Source organism: Pseudomonas sp. SbOxS1 (genome assembly GCF_013416725.1).
Taxonomy (GTDB): domain Bacteria; phylum Pseudomonadota; class Gammaproteobacteria; order Pseudomonadales; family Pseudomonadaceae; genus Aquipseudomonas.
In genome coordinates, this window is record NZ_JAAVXC010000049.1 from 1 (window position 1) to 26,688 (window position 26,688).

At 61.1% G+C, this 26,688-nt stretch carries 16 protein-coding genes; 8 read left to right on the plus strand and 8 right to left on the minus strand.

The genetic code is table 11. The features are described 5' to 3' along the window. Window positions 1-840: 840 nt before the first annotated feature. The gene (locus HFK74_RS30105) at window positions 841-3,315 is read right to left on the minus strand and encodes a UvrD-helicase domain-containing protein (RefSeq protein WP_180206716.1); all 2,475 of its coding nucleotides are present in this window, start codon (window positions 3,313-3,315) and stop codon (window positions 841-843) included. A gap of 278 nt (window positions 3,316-3,593) precedes the next feature. Here HFK74_RS30105 and HFK74_RS30110 point away from each other — a divergent pair, with 278 nt between their 5' ends. Then, window positions 3,594-4,289, plus strand: a complete 696-nt coding sequence (locus HFK74_RS30110) for a pirin family protein (RefSeq protein ID WP_180206717.1) — start codon at window positions 3,594-3,596, stop codon at window positions 4,287-4,289. Between the two features lie 154 nt (window positions 4,290-4,443). On the opposite strand, the gene pgm is transcribed toward HFK74_RS30110, so the two are convergent. The 4 genes from pgm to HFK74_RS30130 all read right to left on the minus strand — a co-directional run bounded on the left by pgm (window position 4,444) and on the right by HFK74_RS30130 (window position 10,729). After that, window positions 4,444-6,090 carry a phosphoglucomutase (alpha-D-glucose-1,6-bisphosphate-dependent) gene (gene pgm / locus HFK74_RS30115; protein ID WP_180206718.1) on the minus strand — a complete coding sequence of 549 codons (1,647 nt, stop codon included), beginning with the start codon at window positions 6,088-6,090 and terminating at the stop codon, window positions 4,444-4,446. Between the two features lie 100 nt (window positions 6,091-6,190). Further along, window positions 6,191-7,591: a PLP-dependent aminotransferase family protein gene (locus HFK74_RS30120; RefSeq protein ID WP_180206719.1), complete on the minus strand. Its 1,401-nt coding sequence runs from the start codon at window positions 7,589-7,591 to the stop codon at window positions 6,191-6,193. A gap of 67 nt (window positions 7,592-7,658) precedes the next feature. After that, complete coding sequence (locus tag HFK74_RS30125) at window positions 7,659-9,137, minus strand: hypothetical protein (RefSeq protein ID WP_180206720.1); 1,479 nt, start codon at window positions 9,135-9,137, stop codon at window positions 7,659-7,661. 569 nt (window positions 9,138-9,706) lie between these two features. Beyond that, window positions 9,707-10,729: a zinc-dependent alcohol dehydrogenase family protein gene (locus HFK74_RS30130; protein ID WP_180206721.1), complete on the minus strand. Its 1,023-nt coding sequence runs from the start codon at window positions 10,727-10,729 to the stop codon at window positions 9,707-9,709. A gap of 269 nt (window positions 10,730-10,998) precedes the next feature. Here HFK74_RS30130 and HFK74_RS30135 point away from each other — a divergent pair, with 269 nt between their 5' ends. The 4 genes from HFK74_RS30135 (at window position 10,999) to HFK74_RS30150 (ending at window position 18,087) form a co-directional block, all read left to right on the plus strand. Continuing rightward, window positions 10,999-11,916 (plus strand): LysR family transcriptional regulator, encoded by a 918-nt coding sequence (locus HFK74_RS30135; RefSeq protein WP_008061280.1) that lies wholly within the window; start codon window positions 10,999-11,001, stop codon window positions 11,914-11,916. Between the two features lie 304 nt (window positions 11,917-12,220). After that, window positions 12,221-13,474 carry a multidrug efflux RND transporter periplasmic adaptor subunit MexE gene (gene mexE / locus HFK74_RS30140; protein ID WP_180206722.1) on the plus strand — a complete coding sequence of 418 codons (1,254 nt, stop codon included), beginning with the start codon at window positions 12,221-12,223 and terminating at the stop codon, window positions 13,472-13,474. Window positions 13,475-13,489: 15 nt separating this feature from the next. Beyond that, complete coding sequence (locus tag HFK74_RS30145) at window positions 13,490-16,666, plus strand: efflux RND transporter permease subunit (RefSeq protein WP_180206723.1); 3,177 nt, start codon at window positions 13,490-13,492, stop codon at window positions 16,664-16,666. Further along, a complete protein-coding gene (locus tag HFK74_RS30150) occupies window positions 16,666-18,087 on the plus strand; it encodes an efflux transporter outer membrane subunit (protein ID WP_180206724.1) in 1,422 nt (473 codons plus the stop codon). Before HFK74_RS30145 ends, HFK74_RS30150 begins: the two co-directional genes overlap by 1 nt. Window positions 18,088-18,253: 166 nt before the next feature. Here the strand turns inward: HFK74_RS30150 and HFK74_RS30155 are convergent, their stop codons facing one another. From HFK74_RS30155 to HFK74_RS30165, 3 genes are read right to left on the minus strand one after another with little or no spacing between them, the layout of a single operon-like run. Beyond that, on the minus strand, window positions 18,254-19,201 hold the full coding sequence (locus HFK74_RS30155; RefSeq protein ID WP_180206725.1) for an HlyD family secretion protein: 948 nt from the start codon (window positions 19,199-19,201) through the stop codon (window positions 18,254-18,256). A 4-nt stretch (window positions 19,202-19,205) separates the two neighbouring features. Beyond that, complete coding sequence (locus tag HFK74_RS30160; protein ID WP_008061285.1) at window positions 19,206-19,406, minus strand: DUF1656 domain-containing protein; 201 nt, start codon at window positions 19,404-19,406, stop codon at window positions 19,206-19,208. Continuing rightward, a complete protein-coding gene (locus HFK74_RS30165; protein WP_180206726.1) occupies window positions 19,396-21,531 on the minus strand; it encodes an FUSC family protein in 2,136 nt (711 codons plus the stop codon). Before HFK74_RS30165 ends, HFK74_RS30160 begins: the two co-directional genes overlap by 11 nt. A gap of 146 nt (window positions 21,532-21,677) precedes the next feature. Here HFK74_RS30165 and HFK74_RS30170 point away from each other — a divergent pair, with 146 nt between their 5' ends. The 3 genes from HFK74_RS30170 (at window position 21,678) to HFK74_RS30180 (ending at window position 26,283) form a co-directional block, all read left to right on the plus strand. Continuing rightward, window positions 21,678-22,733, plus strand: coding sequence for a lipopolysaccharide assembly protein LapB (locus HFK74_RS30170; RefSeq protein ID WP_180206727.1), 1,056 nt, complete (start codon window positions 21,678-21,680; stop codon window positions 22,731-22,733). A gap of 380 nt (window positions 22,734-23,113) precedes the next feature. Continuing rightward, window positions 23,114-24,616 carry an ATPase domain-containing protein gene (locus HFK74_RS30175; protein WP_180206728.1) on the plus strand — a complete coding sequence of 501 codons (1,503 nt, stop codon included), beginning with the start codon at window positions 23,114-23,116 and terminating at the stop codon, window positions 24,614-24,616. Beyond that, a complete protein-coding gene (locus tag HFK74_RS30180) occupies window positions 24,613-26,283 on the plus strand; it encodes an ATP-binding protein (RefSeq protein WP_180206729.1) in 1,671 nt (556 codons plus the stop codon). Before HFK74_RS30175 ends, HFK74_RS30180 begins: the two co-directional genes overlap by 4 nt. The last annotated feature ends 405 nt before the right edge of the window (window positions 26,284-26,688 follow it).

The window sequence follows — 26,688 nt, forward strand, 5'->3', positions numbered from 1 at the left end:
CCTGTGAAAGCTTAGTGGGCGATCACAGGGGGCGGCGGGGGTGACCATTTCATTAGCGACTCATTTTTTCAAACGCCGGAGTGCCGGCCCAGCAAAAAGTAAGCAAAAGGCTTTGCCCCACCACTTGGTGCCTCGCTAGGGCTCGGCATGCCCTCACTCCGGCATTGCTCCGTGGGTCGCCGCGATGGGCCCTCCTTGGCCCAGCGCGGCTAAACCGGCATCCATGCCGGTTTCCCCACTGCGCAATGCCTGCGTTCGGCCAGCGTGGTTAACGGGGCACCCAGATCAAAAACAAAAGCGAGGCGGCCTTATAGCCGACCTGACTTTTACGGGTGTACCTGATCCCCTGTAGGAGCCAGGCTTGCCGGCGAAGAACGATAACGCGGTGCAACAGACGCACCGCAGCGCCTGGTTCGCCGGCAAGCCTGGCTCCTACAGGGGGGTTGTGTACATCCATAAAGGACAGGTCGGCTATAAGGCCGCCTCGCTTTTGCGTTTGATCTTGATCTGGCTTTTGATTTTCTTGCCCCCTCGAGAGGCCGAGTGGAGGTTCTGCGCAGTGGGTAAACCGGCATGGATGCCGGTTTAGCCGCGCTGGGCCAAGGATGGCCCATCGCGGCGGGCCCACGGAGCAGGACCGGAGCGAGGGTACCCCGAGCCCCAGCGAGGGGCCGAACGCCAGGGGCAAGAGCCCCTGGTTACTTGGGGCTCTTCCAAGTGACTCGCTGTAAGAGCGAAACCATTAGTGGCCGTTACCGCAGGAATGGATATGTACTCCGTCAACAAAATCCCCATTGGCCATCAGGACGCCTTCGCCGGCAAGCCTGGCTCCTACATTGCTTATGCCGGTGTCTTGGCTTGACGATGATCGGCAAAAAACGCCTTGCCCTTGCCGATCCGGTCCGACGCCTTGGGCATATTCGCCGCCTGGGTCTCCTGCGCATCGACATACCAATAGCAATGACTCACCGCCCGGGTAATCCCCACGTAGGCCAGGCGAAGAATCTCGTCCTTCTGGGCATTGTCATAAGGCTCACTGTCGCCAGCCTTGCCCAGGCCCGCCATGCGGTAAACCTGGTTCTTGTAAGGCGAACGGGTCAGGTGCTGGCAATCGCCGAGCAGGAACACCGCGTCCGCCTGCAGTCCCTTGGCGCTGTGATAAGTCAGCTGCTTGAGGCGCCGGGCCTCATACGGCAAGCTAGAATCAACATTAACTACCGACTGAATATGCTGCTCTATCAATGACTTATCGCTACTTTTTCGATAAAGCATCAAGATTGAATCACCTTTTCGGTAGTGCTCCATCAAGCGTAGGGCCATGCCCTGATCGTCCCGGTCCAGCACATTGACCGGCAGCAAGGCCTTGGACTCGCCGCTGGCCTTGGCCTTCTTGCCGGCAATCGCCGGCGCGGCTCGCACGATGTGTTCGGCGGCGTCGATGATGTGCTGGTGGCTGCGATAGTTGTCGCTGAGCATGACCTTGGTGGTACTCGGCGACGAGAAGGTCTTGTTGAACTCCATGAAATAGGTCGGCGAACTGCCGCGCCAACCGTAAATCGACTGCCAGTCATCGCCCACGCACAGCAATGACGAATGCTGGGCGCCGCGCCCTACGTGCATCGCCGGGCCACGACTGCGAATTTCGGCCAGGCTGGCGCGGATCCACGAGACGATTTGCGGCGAAACATCCTGGAACTCGTCGATCATCAAGTGCGACAGCGGCCGCAACAGCTCGTCGCTGAGCAGCTTGAGGTTTTCCGGGGAATGTTCGCTGAACAGCGCGAACATGCGGTTGTAGGTCATGACCGGCGGTTTCTGGTCGAGCAAATGATCTTCGAGGGCTCGCCAGTACAGACTCAAGGCCTCGAAGAAAAACCGGTCCGGGTCATCCTTGGCAAAGCTCATCTGGCCCACGGCAGTCGGCACATCCAGGCCGAGGTTTTCGATAAAGCCGGCGGCTGCGACAAAACAGTCCAGCAATGGCGCGGATGCCAGCTCTCCCTTGACCTTGTAATCGAAGCCAGGCCCGGCGCTGGCATCGCCGCCAAAGGACGCCAAGACGCGCTTGGATGACTCGTAATTATCAAGCCATATCAAAGGTTTACGACAGAAAGCTTGAAACAGCGTGCGCTTCACCGCGGTTTCCGCACGCAGCGTCAGCTTGGCATTTGGCCGGGTCAGCTGCGGATTTTCACCCGGGTCGAAACCCAGTACCACCCAAGCGTCCAGCGATGGAATGTAACCGTGGCAGTGAAAGGCGCTGCCGTTGATATCGAACGCCTGGCGCTTGGGCTCTATGCCTTTGATCGGCCAGGCGCCGGCGCGAAACCACAAGTCTTCGACCAGGTCGCAAAGTTCTTCATCGCGCTTGGCCGCCAGCTCGGTGACGGCCACGCGCTTCTGTACATCGGGGTGATCGCGCTCCAGCTCCTTGAGTTGCAAGGCGTGACGGGACAGTGGCTTGATCAGCTCGCGAAAACGCTCATCGCGGCTGTGCAAGGCGTGATAACAGGCGTTGAGTTGCTGACGCTGGGCGTCATTGATGCGCAGATCGAAGGGGTTGCTGTCCACCTCGTCATCCGCACCCTGAGCCCGATGACTGAGATTTTCGAAGGCTTGCAGCCGTTCGAAGCCCGGCAGGCTGCGAACCATCGGCAGAATGCGCGAATGGAAGGTACGCACGAGATCACGCGCCTCGCGCGCACCCAGCGTATGGCCCCAGAGCGCAAACAGCTCGATCAGCTTATTGATGAAGTCCTTGCGCGACTCGCGGGTAAAGGTCACCACGGTCATCGAGCTCAGCTCGAACCCCAGGTAGTGACGCAGCAACAGGATACGCAGGACCAGCGTCGTCGACTTGCCCGCACCCGCACCGGCAATCACCGAGGTCGATGGCGTGTCACTGAAGATCATCTTCCACTGCGCGGCGCTGGGCTGGGCATGTGCCGGCAGCAACCGGGCGACGTCGGCCTTCATGCGTTTCTTCAAATCGGCGGTCAATGGCAGACGCCAGTCGTCGAACAGATGGTCGTCGATGTTCGGTGGCCGGTGCTCGGTGCAGCGCGAGTCGCGAATCAGCAAGACCTGCCGACCCTCTTCCAGCCCCTCGAGCTTGCCTTCCTTGTATCCGTAGTCCACCCCGGCGCTGTGCCCGCTGCGAAAGCCGTCGGCCTGGCCGTGCAACCAGGACGCGCGGTGTTGTGCGCGCAGGCGTGTCAGGCCATGACCGAAAAAGCGCGCGGCCAGGCGCTTGAGCCATGGCATCTCGGCCAGGGGACGAAGTTCAGGCGGAAGATCGGGGGTGTGTTGCGGCACGCGGACGGACTCCAGGGTGTGAGGCTGTTGAGGGCTATGGTGTCTGTATTTGCCGTTCAGTTCTAGTGAAATGCTTATGCCTCATCGGCTTATGGACGATATTGAAGGCTCGATGAGATGTTTTCGAGGCCTATTTCAATCAAGTAATTCGATTATTATGAGGCACTTTTTACGCTTTTTATCGATTGTTGCCTGATGGATGATGCCCATCATCAACCACCGGTCTCGATTCGTGGCCAGGCCCCCGGGCCCCATGACGAACCTTTCAGGAGACGATCATGCTTGAACTCAGACCTTTCAACTCGCTCGGCGGCGCGCACCACGGCTGGTTGGATGCCCATCACCACTTTTCGTTCGCCGAGTACCATGACCCCAAGCGCATGAACTGGGGCAACCTGCGGGTATGGAACGATGATGTGATTGCTCCGGGCACAGGCTTCCCGCAGCACCCTCACCGGGACATGGAAATCATCACCTACGTCCGTGAAGGTGCCATCACCCACCAGGATAACCTGGGCAACAAGGGGCGCACTGAAGCGGGTGACGTTCAGGTCATGAGTGCCGGGACCGGGATTGCGCACAGTGAATACAACCTGGAAGCCACGCCGACCAAGATTTTCCAGATCTGGATCATTCCAAACGAATCCGGCCTGGCACCGTCCTGGGGCGCCAGGCCGTTTCCGAAAGGCCAGCGCGAAGGTTTCGTGACCCTGGCCAGTGGCAAGGCCGGGGACGATCAAAGCCTGCGGATCCGCGCCGATGCGCGCTTGGTGGCGGCGAACCTGAAGGCCGGTGAAACCGCCGAGTATCGCCTGGACAGCGGCCGTCGCGCTTACCTGGTACCGGCCACCGGCGTCATTGAAGTCAATGGCTTGCGTGCACAAGCTCGAGACGGTGTCGCGGTTGCCCAGGAGCAGGTGTTGCGGGTGACGGCCATTGAGGACAGCGAGATTGTGTTGGTGGATCTGGCTTGATGCTGTAAATCGGACAAAAAAAGGGCGACCGTGGGAGGTCGCCCTTTTTTTTCGGCGGGAATACATCGGTGCTCATGCTGCCGCCTTCGCGGGCAAGTCGGATCGCCGCCCGCTCGCTCCTACAGACACGTGACACCCGCGAAAGGGCCGTCAATCATTTCGCGGAAATAGCACCATCCACAAGGGTCTGCGCCTCAGCCACCAACTGCTTGAGGTGGTCGTCGCCGACAAAGCTTTCCGCATAGATCTTGTAGATATCCTCGGTGCCCGACGGGCGCGCCGCGAACCAGCCATTTTCGGTCATGACTTTCAGACCGCCAATGGCCTGGTCGTTACCCGGTGCATGGCTGAGGATGCTCTGGATCGGTTCACCCGCCAATTCGGTCGAGGTGACCTGATCCGGCGACAACTTGCTCAACAGGGCCTTTTGTTCCGGGTTGGCCTTGGCATCCACCCGCACCGAGAACGGCTCGCCCAGTTCATCGGTCAGGGCCCGGTAGGCCTGGCTTGGATCACGACCGGTGCGTGCGGTCATTTCAGCTGCCAGCAAGGCCGGGATCAGCCCGTCCTTGTCCGTGCACCAGACACTGCCGTCCTTGCGCAGGAACGAGGCACCCGCACTTTCTTCGCCACCAAAGCCCAGGGAGCCGTCGAACAGGCCATCGGCAAACCACTTGAAGCCGACCGGCACTTCATACAGGCGGCGCCCCAGGCGCTTGGCCACGCGATCGATCAAGCCGCTGCTGACCACGGTCTTACCCACGGCGGCATCGGCTCGCCAGTGCGGACGGTTCTGGAACAGATAATCGATCGACACGGCCAGGTAGTTGTTCGGCGCCAGCAGGCCGCCAGAGGGGGTGACGATGCCATGACGGTCATGATCCGGGTCGCAGGCGAAGGCCACGTCGAAGCGCTCCTTCAGGCCGATCAGCCCCTGCATCGCGTGGCTGGACGATGGGTCCATGCGGATCTGGCCGTCCCAGTCGACTGTCATGAAGCGGAAGGTCGAGTCTACCTGCTTGTTTACCACGTCCAGGTCGAGACGGTAGTGCTCGGCAATCGCCGACCAGTAGCGCACGCCTGCGCCACCCAGCGGGTCGACACCCAGGCGCAGCTTGGCATCACGAATGGCGTCGAAGTCGATCACATTGATGAGGTCGGCGACATAGGTGTTGAGGTAATCGTGACGATGGGTGGTGCTGGCCTTCAGCGCCTGCTCGTAGCTGATGCGCTTGACCCCGGCGAGCTTGTTCGCCAGCAGTTCGTTGGCCTTGGCTTCGATCCACTTGGTGATGTGGGTATCGGCCGGGCCGCCATTGGTCGGGTTGTACTTGTAGCCCCCGCTTTGTGGCGGGTTGTGGGACGGGGTGATGACGATGCCATCCGCCAGGCCCGAGGTACGACCGCGGTTGTAGCACAGGATTGCATGGGAAACGGCGGGTGTCGGCGTGTATTCGTCCGCTTCGGCGATCATCACCGTCACGCCATTGGCGGCCAGCACTTCCAGGGCGCTGGCGCCGGCCGGCGTGGACAACGCGTGGGTATCGATGCCGACGAACAAAGGGCCATCGATGCCCTGGGCCTGGCGATACAGGCAGATGGCCTGGCTGATCGCCAGGACGTGCCATTCATTGAAACTCAAGTCGAACGAGCTGCCTCGGTGCCCGGACGTGCCGAAGGCCACCCGCTGGGTCGAAATGGCGGCGTCGGGCTGGCCGGTGTAATAGGCCGTGACCAGTCGCGGGATGTCTACCAACAATTCTGCCGGTGCAGGCTTGCCCGCAAAAGGACTGAGTGTCATGCAATACCTCTGGAATAGAGTTCAGGAGTAGGAGCGGAGTTTACTGGCAGTTTGACCTTAGCGCGATGTAATCGATCCATTGATGTCATTTTGCAAAGGCTCAATCGATAGCTTCCAGACGCAAGGCGTCCCCCAGCAAGCCCAGCGCGGCGCTCAGTTCCTGATCATTGCCAAAGCCATGGCTCAAGCGCAAGTGTTGCCCATGCAGGCCTTGCAGGCTGAACAGCTCGCCGGGCGCGACGACCACCTGTTGCCTGAGCAACCGCTGGAACACCCGGCTCATATCGACCCGGCGCAACGAGCGCAGCCAGATCGTCGCCCCGCCCTGGGGCTCGACGAACTGCAAGGCGTCGCCCAGGCGTTCCTGCAGAAGCCGGGTCATTTGCTCCTTGCCGTCCTTGAGGCGCCGGCGCAGTACCTGCAGGTGCTGATCGATGCGTCCGTTGCTGTACAAGCGGGCAATGGCTTTCTGGCGAATCGGCGACAGGCGAAAGGAACGCAACAGAAACTGCCGTTGCAGCTCGCTGCTCATGTGGCGAGAGAGCAGATAACCATAAGGGGCCTCCGGGCCGATGATCTTCTCGAACGTGGAAAACACCATCAGGCGCTCCGGGGCCAACAGGTCGCGAAATCGCCGCTGATCGAGCTCGAACCCGAGTTCGCCATAACAATCGTTTTCCAGCACCCAACTGCCATGTCGTTCCAGCAAGTGCGCGATCGCCTGCCGGTTGTCATCGGACGCCTTGCTGCCCCGGGGCATGTTCAACCCGGACGACACCATCACCAAGCGCACCGGCTGCGCTTCCAGCAGGTCCCCGAGGCGCTTGCAGTCCAGGCAACCGTCACCCAGCAACGGCCATTCGATCACCTTCACCCCGGCCGCCTGAAACAGGCGCAGTATCGCCCAGTCACAGGGCGACTCGACGACCACTGCGGCATCCTTGAGACCCAGCACGACGATCAGGATTTCCAGCACACCACGAAGATCGGCGCCGATGTAGACATCATCGGCATGCCAGCAGCGTACCGGCGAGCTGGTATAACGCGCCGCCAATGCGGTACGCAGTTCAAGTTCGCCACAGGGCTGCGCAGACGGCTGTGGCTGGCGCGGGTATTGGCGCAGCAGCTCCCGTTCCAGCAGCAACAGTGGGCTGTCGAGCGGTTGCAGCAACGCTGGCTCATCCGCGCTGAGGACCAGCATGGCGGGAAGACGGGCGTTGACATACACACTCTCGAGCAAGTCACTGCCATCGTAGAGCGTGCTGTTGGGGGCCACCGGCAACGCGTAGTAACCGGACTTGGCCACCGAATAAACCCGTCCCTCCTTTTCCAGTAGCGCGTAGGCGTACTGGATGGTCGAGATCGACACGTTCAAGCGCTCGGCCAGTTCACGCAAGGATGGCAGGCGTACACGGCTGTCGCTCACGGGCTCGCTGATCAGGCTGGTCAAGTAGCGGTAGACCGCCTGATAGGCAAAATCGGTTTCACGTTGTCCTTTCATGGCAGCGGACCGCTTGCGTGGCGGTGGCTGTCGTGAACATTTGAAAAGACCGGCAACATGCGCACGTTCAACGTCCTGCCGACCATTCACCGGTCACTGACGCCTGTTCGCCAGCTTGCACGGACTCCGAGGCAGGGCTGTCGGGCGGGCTCATCGACTTGCCCTCCTGCACCACCGGTTCCATGCGATACAGCTTGCCGATCAGGCTGACAGGCAAACCGCTGACATCGACCATCCACTGCAGGACCTGCTCCGCAACCGGATGCCCCTGCATGGCCCGATGCAACTCGGGCAGGGCCACGAGCATGCCCGGATGACATTGGCGCAGGAAGCGCTCCAGTGTCGCCCCCTGCCCTACAAAAGGTGCAGACAGCAGACACACCCATTGCGCCTCATTCAGGCCAAAGCCCTGTTGAGCCTCTTCGGCGATCAGTGCGCGCTGGGCGGCCAGTTTGTGTGGGTTGCCATACGCCTCGTCAGCGCGCTCGCACAAGCGTTCCGATAGCTGATTACGGCGCATCATCACCAGGGCGCGCTGCAGGTACTGCGTAACACCTGCCAAATAGGTGCTGCCCTGGACGAAGCAGGATTGCAAACCCCGCAGGTGCGCCGAGACTGGCACGCTGACGTATTGATTTTCGCCAAGATGAGCCGCCAGTTCATCGGCCTGGAAGCCGAGAAACTCGGTCAGTAGCGGCCAGCGCTCTTCAAGGTGGCTGACCAGCACGTCGTGGATATCGATGTAGGTCGTGCGACGACAGGCTTCAAACTGTTCTGCCGGACGCCAGGCCTGCTGGCCGTAGTCCTCATAGAACGCCTGATAACAGTCGCTGCCAAACTCATCGAGTAACGGGAACAACCCACCGTAATCCGCCTCCTGACGGTTCGATGTCTCGAGGCCAGCCTTGGCGGCCGCGCGCTTGAGCCCTTCGATGAACCGCTTCTGCTGGCGCGGTGAGTCGCCACTGACCAGAGCATCGACGCCATTGAGCCAGCGGGCGATTTGTCCATGGAACTCGCCTGTGGCCAGGTAAACGTCGTCCCACAGGTCCAGCGATCCGTCCACGACGCGACGATGGCCCATCATCAGCAGGTTCGTCCGGCTGGATTCACGTCCGCCGCGGGATACCGGTGCCCGGTGATCGAACGCCAGCACCTCCCTGTTATCAACCATCAGCACTTCGACCCGCGGATCGTCATAGACGAACAAGGCGTTGTAGCTGCGATGGATGTTGTCCAGCGCGAGCTGGCTCATGCCATTGAGCCGCTGGGTCGCCACCCGCAACTTGAACGTCGTGGGCGCCCGGGTGGCAATCGTCAACTGTGCGGCCCGCAGCAGTGCCAGGGTGTAGCAACTGTCACGCGATCCGCACTGGACCGCCAATACCTTGTAGTCACCAATCCGTTCCATCCCTCCGGCAGCGACAGCCAGGCGCTGGATCAACAACTGCAATGCCGTGCGCTCGGCGCGTGAAAAAAAACTCAACAAGCGTTGCAGCACTTGTTGATAGACATAGTTCATCGCCTGGTCATGGATATGGGTCATTTCTATTTACCTGATATTCAAAAGTCCGATACAACGCAAACAACTTCACGCAAAGCGCAAGGAATGCCCGAAGGAAGATTAATTACTGAACTTTATTACCAAATGCTAACAATAAAGTTTTTTGTCATCATTTGAAATAATTGACCACTGCAGGTGCGGCAGGCCCGCAAGGGCTGACGCGCAGTAGCTTGGCGGGGGCTTGTTGCGATTGCCTTCGGCATCCTAGGAAATGCCCTACAGCGTCCCACAGACGTTTAATACAAAAAATGAGGAAGGTAGCTTCTCGTAATAATGTGGCGACCACGCCAAAAATCACTAGTTGTCGAACTTGCGTTAACGACGCCCATTGAAAAGTATCGGCTAGATACCTGGCCATGACTCATTCCTTGAGATGAAAGTAATCATGCAATTATCAGTACTTGGATGTTGATTAGAAGCTACAGATCGAGAGCAAAAACCGGTTCAGTTGCTGAACCGACCCACCTTCAGGCTGGTGGGACGTCTCATGTCGGGGGGGCAAAGGGCTAAAAACACAAGAGTCCGTGCAGGCACGGACTCTTTGGGGGGGATCAAGCAGGTTCGACTTGCAGGGCAACCCTTTCGCGGCATGGGCATTCGTCCATGTAGCGGTGCGCTTCGACGAATTCGGTGAACGGGAAGACCCGGGTCTTGAGCGGCAGCAGCACGCGATCGGCGGTCAGCTGGTTGATGTCGCGCAAGGCACGTTGCAGCGCTACCTGGTCCTGGATGATGCCCAGCTCTGGTTTGCCGGTGAAGTTACCGATGCAGTGCACGAAGAACTGAATGTTCTTCTGGAACGCCGCACACGCCGGGAATGGCGTCTGGTTGCCGCCCTGCAGGCCATACAGCACCAGGCTGCCGCGCGGTGCCAGGACATCGCCGAGCAACGACATCTGCGGGCCACCCAAACCATCGAACACCACATCCACACCGCGGTTGTCGGTGATCTTGTTGATCCGCATCAACAGGTCTTCTTCCTCGGTGACGATGACTTTCTCGGCACCCAGGGACAGCAGATATTCACGCTCTTCCGCGGATTTTGTCGCGGCGATCACTCGTACGCCCAAGGCCTTGCCCAGTTGTACGAAGGAAGGGCCGGCGCAGTGGCTGGCGTCGGTGACCAGGGCAAATTGCCCGGGTTTGACCCGCGCCAGGTCGACGTAGCCAAAATAGGCAATCAACAGTGGCGTGTAATGCACGCTGGCTTCGATCGGGCTGAGCACGTCCGGGTAGCGGGATACCGACGAGCGCGGCAGTACGATCAGCTCGCCGTAGACCGGATAGTCGTTCGGGCTTTGGGCCGGGAAGCTGGCGACCTTGTCACCGACCGCCAGGTCATCGACACCCTCACCGACAGCCGTGACGATACCGGCCATTTCCTGGCCAATACCGGCAGGCAGGCGAGCGTGGGACGACGCCAGGTTCTGGCGCCAGAGTGTGTCGTACCAGCTGATGCCAATGGCTTCGACGCGCACCTGCACTTCGCCCGGAGCAGGCAGAGCCGCCGCATGCTCTTCGCATTTGAGCACCTCGGCTGGACCAAACTTGTGAAAACGGATCGTGCGGGACATCGCAAACCTCGCCAATTGAACCTCTAATGCCTTGAACTCTAGCTGGGGTTTTGACCCAACACTATCAGTGGCTATTAATAGTCGACATGCCTGTCATTGATTCCGCAGCTGCAGCAACATCATCAAATGTCGTAAGAAACCGGAGCAGCTGGTGTGGGAAAATTGAATTACTCGGTGCAGAGTACCAGCCTTTCCCCTTAATATTCCTGCTGGCCATTGTTCTCATATGGCCGCTCACGTCAAGTTTGCTGACTCTGCCAGGACTCAAGATGAATCGTAATGACCTGCGTCGTGTCGACCTGAACCTGTTGATCGTGTTCGAAACCCTGATGCACGAACGCAGCGTGACCCGCGCCGCGGAAAAGCTGTTCCTCGGCCAGCCGGCCATCAGCGCGGCGCTCTCGCGCTTGCGCGGGCTGTTCGACGACCCGTTGTTCGTGCGCACCGGCCGCAGCATGGAACCGTCCGCGCGGGCGGTCGAGATCTTCGCCCTGCTCTCTCCGGCGCTGGATTCGATTTCCACCGCCGTCAGCCGTGCGGCCGAATTCGACCCTGCCACCAGCACCGCAGTGTTTCGCATCGGACTGTCGGACGACGTCGAATTCGCCCTGCTGCCCATGCTGCTCAAACGCCTGCGCGCCGAATCGCCAGGCATCGTGCTGGTGGTGCGGCGCGTCAACTACATCCTGATGCCCGGTTTGCTGGCCTCCGGCGAAATATCTATCGGTGTCAGCTACACCACCGACCTGCCCGCCAATGCCAAGCGCAAAGTGCTGCGCCGCAGCTCGCCAAAACTGTTGCGCGCCGACACCGTGCCCGGGCCCTTGAGCCTGGATGACTTCTGCGCACGCCCCCATGCGCTGGTGTCGTTCGCCGGTGACCTGAGCGGTTTCATAGATGAAGAACTGGAAAAGCTCGGGCGCAAACGTCATGTGGTGCTGGCGGTGCCGCAGTTCAACGGGTTGAGCTCGTTGTTGAGTGGTACTGATATCGTCGCCACCGTGCCTGACTATACGGCCGATGCATTGACGGCAGCCGGCGGTGTGCGGGCCGAGGATCCACCGCTGCCGGTGCGCAGCTTTGAATTGCACATGGCGTGGCGTGGGTCCCAGGATAATGATCCGGGGGAGCGTTGGTTGCGGTCGCGGATCCAGATGTTTTTTGGGGATCCGGATAGTCTGGCCTGATTGTGTGTTGAGGCTGATGGCCTCTTCGCGGGCAAGCCTCGCTCCTACAAAGTTGTGCAATATCTGTAGGAGCGAGGCTTGCTCGCGAAGGCCGCGACTCGGTTTCAAGCCTGATCTTTACCTTCATGGAAACACAGAGTTTCCATCAACCCCATTGATCGAGACCTTGGCAAAGGCGCAGGCTAGAGAGCTACCCGGCCTCTCCTATCATTCCGAATGATAGTTACCTTCGCCTCATTCGATTCGTTCGATACCACCCTGCCGCGCATCATTCGCCAATCTTAATACATTGGCGGATGCATCCATGGAACAGTCACTCAAACATTTGCGCTTGCCGTTGGCCGTGTTGGCCGTAGTGGTGATGAGCGCTTGCGGCAAGACGCCAGAGACTGCCGCTACCCCGTCCGCAGCCAAGGTCAGCGTGGCCAAGGTGCTGGAGCAGCCGGTCAACGAGTGGGACGAATTCACCGGGCGCCTTGAAGCGCCGGAAACCGTAGAGGTTCGTCCACGGGTCTCGGGCCAGATCGATGAAGTGACCTTCACCGAAGGCGCCCTGGTCAAGAAAGGCGACCTGCTGTTCCAGATCGACCCGCGTCCGTTCCAGGCCGAGGTCCGTCGCCTCGAAGCCTTGGTGGCCCAGGCCCGCGCCAACGCCACCCGCAGCGAAAACGAAGCCCAGCGCGGCGAACGCCTGCGCACCAGCAATGCGATTTCCGCCGAGCTGGCCGATTCGCGCACCAGCGCTGCCCAAGAGGCTCGCGCCGCCGTCGGCGCCCTGCAAGCGCAGCTCGACCTGGCGAAATTGAACCTGAGCTTCACCCGCGTTACCGCCCCTATCAGCGGCCGCGTCAGCCGTGCACAAATCACCGCCGGCAATTTGGTGACGGCCGATACCACCCCACTGACCAGCCTGGTGTCCACCGACAAGGTCTATGCCTACTTCGATGCCGACGAGCGCGTGTTCCTCAAGTACACCCAGCTCGCCCGCCAGGGTAAACGCGGCGCCACCACCCCGGTGTACATGGGCCTGTCCAACGAAGACGGCAACCCGCACCAGGGCGTGATGAACTTCGTCGACAACCAGGTCAACCCGAAAACCGGCACCATCCGCGGTCGCGCCGTGTTCGACAACAGCGACGGCAGCTATACCCCCGGCCTTTATGCTCGCCTGAAACTGGTGGGCAGCGGCACCTACAACGCCATGTTGATCAACGATGAGGCGGTGGGTACCGATCTGGGCAAGAAGTTCGTGCTGGTGATGGACGCCGACAACAACACGGCTTATCGCGCCGTGGAGCTGGGCCCGAAAATCGAAGGTTTGCGCATCGTGCGTAACGGCCTGAACTCGGGCGACACCATCATCGTCAAGGGCTTGCAACGGGTACGCCCAGGCTCACCGGTCACCCCGGAAGTGATCCCGATGGCCACCGAGCAAACCCTCGCGGCCCTGGCCCAACAACGACAAGCGCTGGAAGCCAGCAACCTGCCCCAAGTCGCGCCTGCCAAGGTCGCGCCGGGCACCGTTGTGAAACTGGCTGCCGCGACCCCACGCGGTTAAGGGATAACGACTCCGATGAATTTTTCCCAGTTCTTCATTTCACGGCCGATCTTCGCTGCGGTGCTGTCGCTGCTGATCCTGATCGCCGGCGCCATCTCGCTGTTCCAGCTGCCGATCAGCGAATACCCGGAAGTGGTGCCGCCGACCGTGGTGGTGCGCGCCAACTTCCCGGGTGCCAACCCGAAAGTCATCGGTGAAACCGTGGCTGCTCCCCTGGAGCAAGCGATCACCGGCGTCGAGAACATGCTGTACATGTCCTCGCAGTCGACGGCCGACGGCAAGATCACCCTGACCATCACCTTCGCCCTGGGTACCGACCTGGACAACGCCCAGGTGCAGGTACAGAACCGCGTGACCCGCACCGAACCGAAGCTTCCCGAGGAAGTGACGCGCATCGGCATCACCGTGGACAAGGCGTCGCCCGACCTGACGATGGTCGTGCACTTGACCTCGCCGGACAAACGCTACGACATGCTGTACCTGTCCAACTACGCGATCCTCAATATCAAGGATGAGTTGGCGCGCCTGGGCGGTGTCGGTGATGTGCAGCTGTTCGGCATGGGCGACTATTCGCTGCGCGTGTGGCTCGATCCCAACAAGACCGCTTCGCGCAACCTGACCGCCACCGATGTGGTCACCGCCATCCGTGAACAGAACCGCCAGGTGGCTGCCGGTGCACTGGGCGCGCCACCTGCGCCGAATGCGCAAAGCTTCCAGTTGTCGGTGAACACTCAGGGCCGCCTGGTCAGTGAGGAAGAGTTCGAGAACATCATCATTCGCTCTGGCGACGACGGTGAAATCACCCGCCTGAAAGACATCGCTCGGGTTGAACTGGGTTCCAGCCAGTACGCCTTGCGTTCCTTGCTCAACAACCAGCCAGCGGTGGCGATCCCGATCTTCCAGCGCCCGGGCTCCAACGCGATCGAGATCTCCAACGAAGTTCGGGCGAAAATGGCCGAGCTGAAGAAGAGCTTCCCCGAGGGCATGGACTTCAGCATCGTCTACGACCCGACGATCTTCGTGCGCGGCTCCATCGAGGCGGTGGTTCACACCCTGTTTGAAGCGCTGATCCTGGTTGTCCTGGTCGTGATCCTGTTCCTGCAGACCTGGCGCGCCTCGATCATTCCATTGGTGGCGGTGCCGGTATCGCTGATCGGTACCTTTGCCGTGATGCATCTGTTCGGTTTCTCGTTGAACGCCCTGTCGCTGTTTGGCCTGGTACTGGCGATCGGTATCGTGGTGGACGATGCGATCGTGGTGGTGGAGAACGTCGAACGCAATATCGAGCTCGGGCTGACTCCGGTCGAAGCCACCAAGCGCGCCATGCGTGAAGTGACCGGGCCCATCATTGCCACGGCGCTGGTGCTGTGCGCGGTGTTCGTTCCGGCAGCGTTCATCTCCGGGTTGACCGGGCAGTTCTACAAGCAGTTCGCCCTGACCATTGCGATTTCGACGGTGATCTCGGCCTTCAACTCCCTGACCCTGTCGCCAGCCCTGGCCGCTGTGTTGCTCAAAGGCCATGACGCGCCGAAAGACCGTTTCTCCAAGGTCCTGGACAAGATGTTCGGTGGCTGGTTGTTCCGTCCGTTCAACCGCTTCTTTGAAAAAGCCAGCCATGGTTATGTCGGCACCGTTGCCCGCGTGATCCGCTCAAGCGGCATCGCCCTGCTGCTGTACGCCGGCCTGATGGTGCTGACGTTCTTCGGTTTCTCCAGCACCCCGACCGGCTTCGTACCCGGCCAGGACAAGCAGTACCTGGTGGCGTTCGCGCAATTGCCGGATGCGGCGAGCCTGGACCGCACCGAAGACGTGATCAAGCGCATGTCCGACCTGGCCCTGAAACAGCCTGGGGTGGAAAGTGCGGTGGCCTTCCCTGGCCTGTCGATCAACGGTTTCACCAACAGCCCGAACGCCGGCATCGTGTTCGTGACCCTCAAGCCGTTCGACGAACGTAAAGACCCGAGCATGTCCGCCGGTGCGATTGCCGGTGCCTTGAACGGCCAGTTCGCCGGGATCCAGGAAGCCTACATGGCGATCTTCCCGCCGCCACCGGTACAAGGCCTGGGCACCATCGGCGGTTTCCGCCTGCAGATCGAGGACCGGGGCAACCTGGGCTACGAAGAGCTGTACAAGGAAACCATGAACGTCATCGCCAAGAGCCACAACGTGCCGGAACTGGCCGGGTTGTTCACCAGCTACACGGTGAACGTGCCCCAGGTCGATGCCGCCATCGACCGGGAAAAAGCCAAGACCCACGGCGTGGCTGTCAGCGACATCTTCGACACCCTGCAGATTTACCTGGGTTCGTTGTATGCCAACGACTTCAACCGCTTCGGTCGCACTTATCAGGTCAACGTCCAGGCCGAGCAGCAGTTCCGTCTCGAGTCCGACCAGATCGGCCAGCTCAAGGTGCGTAACAACAAGGGCGAGATGATCCCGCTGGCAACCTTCATCAAGGTCAGTGACACCTCGGGGCCGGACCGCGTGATGCACTACAACGGCTTCATCACCGCTGAAATCAACGGTGCCGCAGCCCCGGGCTACAGCTCCGGCCAGGCGGAAAAAGCCATCGAGAAACTGCTCAAGGAAGAACTGCCCAACGGCATGACCTACGAATGGACCGACCTGACCTACCAGCAGATCCTGTCCGGCAACACCGCGCTGTTCGTGTTCCCGCTCTGCGTACTGCTGGCGTTCCTGGTGCTGGCGGCACAGTACGAAAGCTGGAGCCTGCCACTGGCGGTGATCCTGATCGTACCGATGACCCTGCTGTCGGCCATTACCGGTGTGATTGCTTCGGGAGGCGACAACAACATCTTCACCCAGATCGGCTTGATCGTACTGGTGGGGCTGGCCTGTAAGAACGCGATCCTGATCGTCGAGTTTGCCAAGGACAAACAGCTCGAAGGCATGAACCCGCTGGCTGCGGTACTGGAGGCTTGCCGTCTGCGTCTGCGGCCGATCCTGATGACTTCCTTTGCGTTCATCATGGGTGTGGTGCCCCTGGTGTTCTCCAGCGGTGCCGGGGCCGAGATGCGTCACGCCATGGGTGTGGCGGTGTTCTCCGGGATGCTCGGGGTGACCTTCTTCGGTCTGTTGTTGACGCCGGTGTTCTACGTATTGATTCGCAACTTTGTCGAGCGTGGTCAAGCGCGCAAAGCCGCCCGTGCCCTGAAGCTGGAGTCGCATTGATGAGTTTGAAAGCTTTCCTGCCGAGCCTGCTGGTACTGGCGCTGAGCGCCTGTGCCGTCGGCCCGGACTACAAGACCCAAGCCCTTGAACCGGCCAACATCACCACGGCCACGCAGGGCGCAGCCGGCCAGAAGAACTTCGATCGCTCGCGTTTCGAAGGCATCTGGTGGCAGCAGTTCGAAGACCCGACCCTCAACCAGTTGGTGACCGAATCCCTCAAAGGCAACCGTGATCTGCGCGTCGCCTTTGCTCGATGGAAGGCTGCCCGGGCGATCCGCGATGACGTCAGCAATGACGCCATGCCAACCGTCACCAGCCGGGTCAGCAGTGACCTTGGCAAAGGGCAGATTCCTGGCGAGACCACCGACCGGGTCAATAGCGAGCGCTACGACCTGGGGCTGGACATGGCCTGGGAGATCGACCTGTTTGGCCGCATCCAGCGCAACCTGGAATCGGCGAATGCCGAGCAACAGGCACTTGAGGCTGATCTGTACCAGCTGCAAGTGACCATGATTGCCGAACTGGTGGACGCCTACGGTCAACTGCGCGGCGCACAACTGCGGGAAAAGATCGCCCTGGCCAACCTGAACAACCAGCAAGAGTCGCGCAAGATCACCATAAGCCTGCGTGATGCCGGTGTCGGCGATCAGCTCGATGTGGAACGTGCCGATGCGCGCCTGGCTTCGGTGGAAGCCAGCGTGCCGCAATTGCAGGCCGAACAGGTGCGGCAAAAAAACCGCATTGCCACCCTGCTGGGCCAGCGCCCGGACAAGTTGGCCGTGGATCTGAGCCCCAAAGACTTGCCGGCGATTGCCAAGGCCTTGCCGATTGGTGATCCCGCCGAGCTGCTGCAACGCCGTCCGGACATCCTCAGCGCCGAGCGCAAGCTGGCATCGGCCACGGCGCGTATCGGCGTGGCCAAGGCCGACCTGTTCCCGCGTGTCAGCCTCAGCGGCTTCCTCGGCTGGACCGCCGGGCGTGGCTCGCAGATCGGTTCCTCGGCGGCCAACGCCTGGGCACTGGGCCCGAGCATCACCTGGGCGGCGTTTGACCTGGGCAGTGTAAAAGCCCGCATACGCGGTGCCGACGCCGATGCTGAAGGCGCCCTGGCGACCTACGAGCAGCAGGTGTTGCTGGCCCTGGAAGAATCGGAAAACGCCTTCAGCGACTACGGCAAACGCCAGCAACGGCTGATTTCGCTGATTCGCCAGAGCGAATCGAGCCGCTCCGCTGCCAACCTCGCCGAGATCCGCTACCGCGAAGGCACCGCCGACTTCCTCGTGCTGCTCGATGCCCAGCGTGAGCGCCTGGCGGCAGAAGACACCCAGGCCCAGGCCGAAGTCGACCTGTATCGCGGCATCGTCGCGATCTACAAGGCCCTCGGTGGCGGCTGGCAACCGGAGACGGTCGCCAGCAAATAAGCGTTTCTACAGAGCTCCTTTGGTTGGCCGCAACCAACCAATTTTTTGCCCCGCGCCCCATTCGGTCGCGGGGCTTTTTTTGCTCTAAAAAACACCTCCTTCCCCTGTTCAACAATGATGGTGACGGACTCACCGCTATCGCGAGCAGGCTCACTCCTACAAAGGTTTAGCGGTTTTCCCGGACGGTCACGGTGGCCGTTGTGCCCGCCCGCAGCTTGTCTTTGCCGGCATAGTCCGCGTCGATCCGTATCCGCACCGGCACCCGCTGCGCCAGCTTGACCCAGGTGTAGCTGGGGTTGATGTTGGCCAGCAAACGCCCGCCGGGCAGGTTTTCCCGGTCGGCAATGGCGAAGGCAATGCTTTGCACCGTGCCGCCAAATCGTTCGCCACTCATCAACTCGATGTCGACCCGGTCACCCTCCCCGATCCTCGGCAGTTTGGTTTCCTCGAAATAGCCGCTGACGTAAAACGAATCGCTGTCCACCAACGCCACCAGCGCACCGCCTGCGGTCGCGTAGTCGCCCTGGCGGGTCAGCAGGTTGGTGACGTAGCCGCTGACCGGCGATTCGACCCGGGTGCGCTCAAGGTCGTGCTCGGCCTCGGCCAGTGCGGCGATCGCCAGTTGCACGTTGGCCTGGGCAAACCCCAGGTTCGCCTGGTTGCGCAGCAAGTCGGCCTGGGCCACAGAGACATCGGTGCTGGATTTTTCCCACTCTTCACCGGAGATCGCCGAGCGCTCCTTGAGGGTGCGCCGGCGCCGCTCCTCGCTCTGGCGCTGGCGCAGCAACGCCTGGCTGGCAACGATGGTTGCTTCGGACTGCCCCAGTGAGGCCTTCGCCACTTCCACCGAACGTTTGGCGTGCTCCACCGCCAGGGCGTAGCGTGAGGGATCGATTTCCAGCAGCAACCGGCCCTTCTCCACATGCTGGTTATCCTGCACGCCGAGGCTGACGATGCGTCCCGCGACATCGGCGGACAAGGTCACCACGTCGGCACGCACCCGTGCGTCCCGGGTCCAGGGTGCGCGGGTGTAGTGCTCCCAGGCAAACCAGCCGAGCACGAAAGCCAGCACCACCACCGCCACCGTAGTGAGATGGGCAAGGATCTTCTTCACGGCATCAGGCTCCCATCACCAGGATCAACGTCGCGCACACGCAGACGTACAGGGCGCCTTCGAACAAGGCTTCATGCCAGACGAACTGCAAAACGCCCAGGCGCCGCAGAATCCAGTCCAGCACCAGGAAAACCGGCACCCCCAGCAGCAACGCCTGGGCGATCGGCGGCAGGTAGACGCCGCCTATTTCCAGATCAATGGGCAAGCTCGGGTACTCCTTGCAAGGTGGCGGGTTCGAAGTGGCCACGGTGGCGTTCCAGGAACGACACCACGATCAACAGCGCCACGCGCATGCGAAACACTGACCAGAGGCGTTCATGAACGCTCGAATGCAGCGCGTCCAGTTCATCACCCAAGGCGTGCAGGCTGTCGAGCACCCTGTCCACGTGAATGTCGGGACGGCCGGCGATCAGCCTGCCGGTTTCGCGCACCGTGGCGAACAATCGACTTTGCAACTGCGGGCTAAGCAATGTGTTGTCCTGCCCCTGTTGCCGCAGCTGGTTCAAGGCGATGCCCAGCGCCATGCACCCCAGGCTGACATCGAACAGGTCACGCGCTGGCTTGTCCTGGATGGCGGGCAACAGTCCCAGCATCATGGTCAGGCGGTCGACCATGCGGCTCTCGAAGGCAAACTGGTTTTCATCGGTGGCCGGGGTTTTCAGCAAGGCGTAGACCTGCTCGCAGTTCTCCTTGAACAACCGTCGAATCCGCAGCACTGGCCTGAAGGGAAAGATCAGTGCATAGACACTCAACGCCAGTGTCGCAGCGCACACATAAGCGCCGGCAAACTCGAACCACTGGATGGCGCTGTTTTGCCCGATGCCGGTATTTTGCGGGCCCAACAACAGGCACGTCATCAGCCCCAGGCCAATCCCCGTGCCCGTCGTGGCCGGACTGGCCAACCCCACCGCGACGGCATATAGCATGGGCGCCAGCAGCAGCGCCAAAAGCTCGAAACTGCTGATCATCGGCACCAGCGCGAACTGCAGCAGCGACGACAGCACCAGCGCCAGCGCCAGCCCCCGGGCATAGCTCTGGGCAGCCAGCAGAGGCCGGGGAAACGTCGCCATCAGCGAGCAAAGAATCCCCACCACGACCATCCCGCCCCGGGCGCCGTCCCATCCGGTTTCGATCCAGATCAGCCCGGCCACCATCAGTGCACAGTAAGCGCGGATGGCATTCATCGTCGCCAGGGTGAAATCCAGGTGCAAAGGGTTGGCCTGGCCGCGATAAACGCTACTGGCCTTGCGCCCGCTCTGGATCACATCGCTCAATTCCAGAATCGTTTCAAGCTGCTGCAGCATGCGCGCCTGTTCCCAACGCAACGACCATGACAGCGAGCGCAAGGTGGCCTTGAAGGGTTCGACCAACTGCTCCGAGCGGTACGCCAGTGCATCGAAACGCTGTTGCAACGCAGCAAACTGGCGCCGCTGCTCGCCGGGCATCGCGCGCCCCTGCCGGGCCAGTTCATCGAGAATGACCAGTTCATCGTCGAGCAACTGCCGTATTTCCCCGGGTATCTCGCCTTCCCAGCGTTCGAGCAACAATTCGCGCTGATGGCGCAAGGCGGTGAGCCTTGCCGTCAGCAGCACCAGCTGGTTGCCGAGCAACTGCACCAGGTCGTCGGCGCTGCGCAAACGCGGCGCGTCGTAATACAGGTGCCGGCGCACTCCCTCCAGCGCACTGATCTGCCCCAGCAACTGCATTTGCCGACGGTGGAAGTCGGCCTCGCTTTCCTCGGTGCGAATAACGGCGCCGGCATGGGTCGCCAGCAGCTTGATCACCTGGTCGATCCGGTCGAAATACTCCTTGGCCACGGCCTCGGGGCGCGCGGTGAGCAAGCTGACCACGCAGACGCAAGCCACCGCCAGCAGCGTCTCGGTCACGCGGGTCACGGCCAGCAGGAAGGTACCGTCCTGATCGGGCACCGCCAGCAATCCCACGACCACGGCCGTGTAGCCACTGAGGACAAAGGCCTGGGAACTGGTATAGCGCAACAAGGTGCCACCGGCGGTGCACAGCGCCAGCCACAGGGACAAGGTCATGATGAAAGGCAGCGGCGCCTGGGGGAAAATCGCCATGATCAGCACGGCCACCGCCGCCCCCAGGGTGGTGCCGATGACCTGGCCGAAACTGCGGGCCAGCACCATGCCGGCCAAGGGTTGACTGATGATGACCACGGCCATGATCGACCACTTGGGTTGTTCAAGGTCGAATACGAACGCCAGGTACAGGGTCAACAGCCCGGCCGCGATGGTTCTCAAGGCGAACAGCAGCACCCCGCGCCCGGGGTTGAGCATCGCCTTGAAGTATTGCAGCAGCGCTTGCATGGGTACGCCCGTCCAGTCCACTCCAGCAAGCGTAGTCACAGCATCGGGGTCTGGACAGGTTTGCGTATCGCATCAGGGTTTGACTCAAGGCTCCACCTGACCGAAGCTGACAGCTTTGCCAAAGCCTGCCAGCTTCCGGATCCTGCATGCCCCAGTCCCGCCGCTACCTGCTCATCAGCCTCTGTGTCCTGTTTGCCATCGGCCTTGCCTGGATGTTCCTGCGCAGCAGCACCCCGGTGGTGCCCGAAGCAATCAAGCGCGGTTACACCGAAGCGCTGACGGCAGCCCGCAACGGCCAACCGGGGGCCGCGCGAGTGCTCTACCAGCAATTGGCCCGCCCGGATATTTCACCCAAGCGACGCGTCTGGCTGCATGCCGAGCTGCCCAACTATCCCAGCTCCGTGGCGCTGAAGCTTGCGGATGCGGACTTGCAACATGAGGCGCCCGAGGTCCGCATCGCGGCGATCAAAAGCATTAGCGCGCTGGTGCCCAGCGGCCAGCGCAGCCTGTTGCTGGGGCCGTTGCTCGATGACGGCGAGCAGAACGTGCGACTGGCCGCCGTCAATGCGTTGCTGGGGTTGTCGCCTGATGATCTTGGCCTGTACTTCGCTCCGCTGGAGCAAGCCATCGACGCCTGGCAGCAGGTGTTGAAAAACGCGCCTGAAAGCGCCGACAACCAGTACCAACTGGCGCGGCTGTACCTGCACAACGCCCAATTGAAAGAGGCGCAAGAGGCGCTCGAACACTCGTTGCGCCTCGATCCTGGCAAGTTGCCGGCGCTGGTGATGCAGATCGAGGTACTGGACAAACAGGGCCAGGCCGACGCCGCCCGCCAACTGTTGGCCAAACAGCTCAAGGCCCAACCCGACTCGGCCTATCTGCAACATGCGCTGGGGCTCTGGTTGCTGCATCACGGCCAAAGCGAGTTCGCCCTGCTCGGTTTGTCCAAGGCCGTGGAGCTTGAGCCGAACAACAAGGACTACCGCTACGACCTGGCCACCACGCTGCATGGCGAACAGGAACTGGAAGCGGCGCAGAAACAGCTGCAGGAAATCGTCCAGCGTCACCCGAACGATCGTCGGGCAAGGGTGCTGCTGATCAATTACTGGAAAGAAAGCGGACAGTTGCAGAACGTGCAGATATTGCTGGCGCAGCTTGAGCAAATGAATCCGGACGATCCCGCGTTGCAGCAAGGGCTGTAAAACAGGTTTCGCCTGTAGGAGCCAGCGGGCGGCGATCCGACTTGCCGGCGAACCAGGCGCATCGGTGTGTCTGTTGCACGGCGTTATCGTTCTTCGCGGGCAAGCCACGCTCCTACAGGCGAACCGGCCGCCACGGTGTATCTGTTGCATCGCGTTATCGTTCTTCGCCTGTAGGAGCCAGGCTTGCCGGCGAACCGGACGCCACGGCCTGTCTGTTGCACCGCGTTTCCGTTCTTCGCCGGCAAGCCTGGCTCCTACAGGCCAACGTCCCCCTCCAACAAAAAGTTGAACGCTCATTACGCCCCGGGGTCCAGTGAACAGGCAGCCCGCAACGCTTCACGCGCGCTGCCTCGTTTCCCCTAGTCATGAGAGGGCATTTTTTGACTACATCCAACGAGTTGACCAGCGTAAAAGCCGCCACAGGAATTGATGGTCTTGATGACATCCTCGATGGCGGACTGTCCCGCGGCCATGTGTTTTTGCTCGAGGGCGAACCCGGGACCGGCAAAACCACGGTCGCCCTGCACTTTTTGCTAGCCGGCGCCCAAGCCGGTGAGCGCTCGTTGTACATCACCCTGTCCGAAACCGAACGCGAATTGCGCCAGGGTGCGCGCTCCCATGGCTGGGAGCTGGACGATAACGTCCATATCTTCGAACTGACACCCCCCGAAAGCCTGCTGACGGCCGAGCACCAGCAATCGCTGCTGTACTCCTCGGACCTGGAACTGGGTGAGGCCACGAAACAGATTTTCGAAGTGGTCGAACGCGTCAGGCCGACCCGCGTGGTGCTCGACAGCCTGTCCGAAATTCGCCTGCTGGCGCAAAGCTCGCTGCGCTACCGTCGGCAGATCCTCGCCATCAAGCATTATTTCGTGCGCTACGAAGCCACGGTGCTGCTGCTCGACGACCTGACCACCGAATCGTTGGACAAGACCGTGCACAGCGTGGCCCACGGCGTGATTCGCCTGGAGGAACTGACGCCCAACTATGGCGCCGAACGCCGTCGCGTTCGTGTGGTGAAATACCGTGGCCAGAAATACCGCGGCGGCTTTCATGATTTCACCATCATGGGCAACGGCGTACACGTGTTCCCGCGCCTGGTGGCCGCCGAACACCGTGGCGACTACCTGCGACAGCAGTTGACCAGCGGCATCCGCGAAATGGACGCGCTGCTCGGCGGCGGTATCGAGACGGGCTCCAGCACGCTGATCCTCGGCCCGGCCGGCACGGGCAAGTCGCTGATCTCGATGATTTTCGCCGCCGCGGCCGTGAGCCGAGGCGAAAAAGCTGCACTGTTCATCTTCGATGAAGAGCTTGGCCTGCTGTTCGCACGCATGAAGAACATCGGGATCGACTTGAGTGCGCTGCAAGACAGCGGCAATTTGCTGATCGAGCAAGTGGACGCCGCTGAACTGTCCCCCGGCGAGTTCTCACACCGGGTGCGTCGCTGCGTCGATGAGGGCGACATCAAGACCGTGGTGATCGACAGTATCAACGGCTATCAAGCGGCGATGCCGGAAGAAAACGCCCTGGTACTGCACATGCACGAGCTGCTGCTGTACCTCAATCGCAAAGGCGCGGCGACCTTCATGACCGTCGCCCAGCATGGCCTTGTCGGTGACATGCAGGCCCCGGTGGACATCACCTACCTGGCCGATACGGTCATCCTGTTGCGCTACTTCGAAGCCCTGGGCAAGGTAAGGCGAGCCATTTCGATCATCAAGAAACGCACCGGCAGCCATGAATCGACCATCCGCGAATACAAGATCAGCGCCAACGGCATGACCATCGGCGAACCGCTGGAAACCTTCCAGGGCGTACTGCGCGGTGTCCCGACCTACCTGGGCGCGAGCAATCCCCTGCTCAGGGATGAAACACCGTGACAGTCAATGAAGCGACGAGCGAGCGTGCGATCATTCTTGCCCCCCTGGGGCGTGACAGCCAGATCGCCTTGACCTTGCTCAACGAGGCGGGCTTCGGCGGGGTCGTCAGCAAGGACCTGCCGGGGCTTTGCCACGAACTGCAGCAAGGCGCCGGCCTGTTGCTCATGTCCAGTGAAGCCTTGTTGCGCAGCGACCTTGAGCCGCTGCTGGGGCTGATCGAGCAGCAACCGGCCTGGTCGGATTTGCCGATCGTGTTGCTGACTCACCATGGTGGCCCGGAACATAACCCGGCGTCACGTTTTGGCCCGCTGCTGGGTAACGTCACGTTCCTCGAACGCCCCTTTCACCCGGAAACCTTGATCAGCATGGTCACGGCCGCCCTGCGCGGTCGAAGGCGACAGTATGAAGCCAGGGATCGGTTGGTGGACTTGAGCATGAGTGAACTGCGCCTGCAAAACACCCTCGAGACCCTGGAGCAACAGGTCGAAGAGCGCACCGCGCAGCTGCGGCACAACGAGGAGGTGCTGCGTCAGTCGCAAAAAATGGAAGCGGTCGGCCAACTCACCGGCGGCATCGCCCATGACTTCAACAACATGCTGACCGGCATCATCGGCAGCCTGGAGTTGCTGCGCCGGCGTCTGGCCCGCGGGCGCACGGAGGATCTGGACAGCCTGATCGACCTCGGCGTGACGTCCGCCAATCGGGCGGCGAGCCTGACCCACCGTCTGCTGGCTTTTTCCCGTCGCCAGTCGCTCGACTCCAAGCCCGTGGACATGAATAACCTGGTGGTCTCCATGGGCGAGCTGTTGCAACGCAGCATCAACGAAAGCATCGAACTGGACATGCGGTTGAACGAGCAGCTATGGGTCGCCGAAGCCGATCCCAATCAACTGGAGAGCGCCTTGCTCAACCTGGTCATCAATGCCCGCGACGCCATGCCTGATGGCGGAAAACTCCTGGTGCAGACTTCGAACCGCAAGTTGGACGCCGATTTCACCAGACCCCACGCTAACCTCAAGCCCGGCGACTACGTGGTATTGAGCGTCACCGACAATGGCTGCGGCATGCCGCAAAGCACGATCAATCGAGCCTTCGATCCGTTCTTTACCACCAAACCCATCGGCCAGGGCACAGGCCTTGGCCTATCGATGATCTATGGCTTCAGCAAGCAATCGGGCGGGCATGTCGCGATTCAAAGCGAAGTCGGCCAAGGTACCACGGTGAACCTGTATCTGCCGCGTTTTGGCGGTGACCTGCCTCAGGACAACCCGATCAACGTCGAACATGCGCCTTACGCGCAAAATGGCGAGACTGTGCTGATCGTCGAGGACGATCCGGCGGTTCGGCTATTGGTCAGCAACGTGCTGGGTGATCTGGGGTATGCCTTTGTCGAGGCCAGCGATGCCGACAGTGCGATGCCGATCCTCGACTCGACCCAACGCATCGATCTGCTGATCAGTGACGTCGGCCTGCCCGGCATGAATGGTCGGCAACTGGCAGAGATCGGCCGGCAGATGCGGCCGGACCTGAGGGTCCTGTTCATCACCGGTTATGCCGAACACGCGGCGGTGCGCGGCGGGTTCCTGGACCCGGGCATGCAGATGATCACCAAGCCGTTTACCTTCGACCTATTGACGGCCAAGGTGCAGGAGATGATTCGCGTGTAGGAGCCGGCTTGCCGGCGAAGGCGTCTCCATGGACGCCAAAAGCTTCGCTGGCAAGCCAGCTCCTACAAGGGATCAGGACAGCATTTCCTGCATCTGTAGGAGCCGGCTTGCCGGCGAAGGCGTCCTCATGGGCGCCAAAAGCTTCGCTGGCAAGCCAGCTCCTACAAGGGGTCAGGACAGCATTTCCTGCATCTGTAGGAGCCGGCTTGCCGGCGAAGGCGTCCTCATGGGCGCCAAAAGCTTCGCTGGCAAGCCAGCTCCTACAAGGAATCAGGACAGCATTTCCTGCATCTGTAGGAGCCGGCTTGCCGGCGAAGGCGTCCTCATGGGCGCCAAAAGCTTCGCTGGCAAGCCAGCTCCTACAAGGGGTCAGGACAGCATTTCCTGCATCTGTAGGAGCCGGCT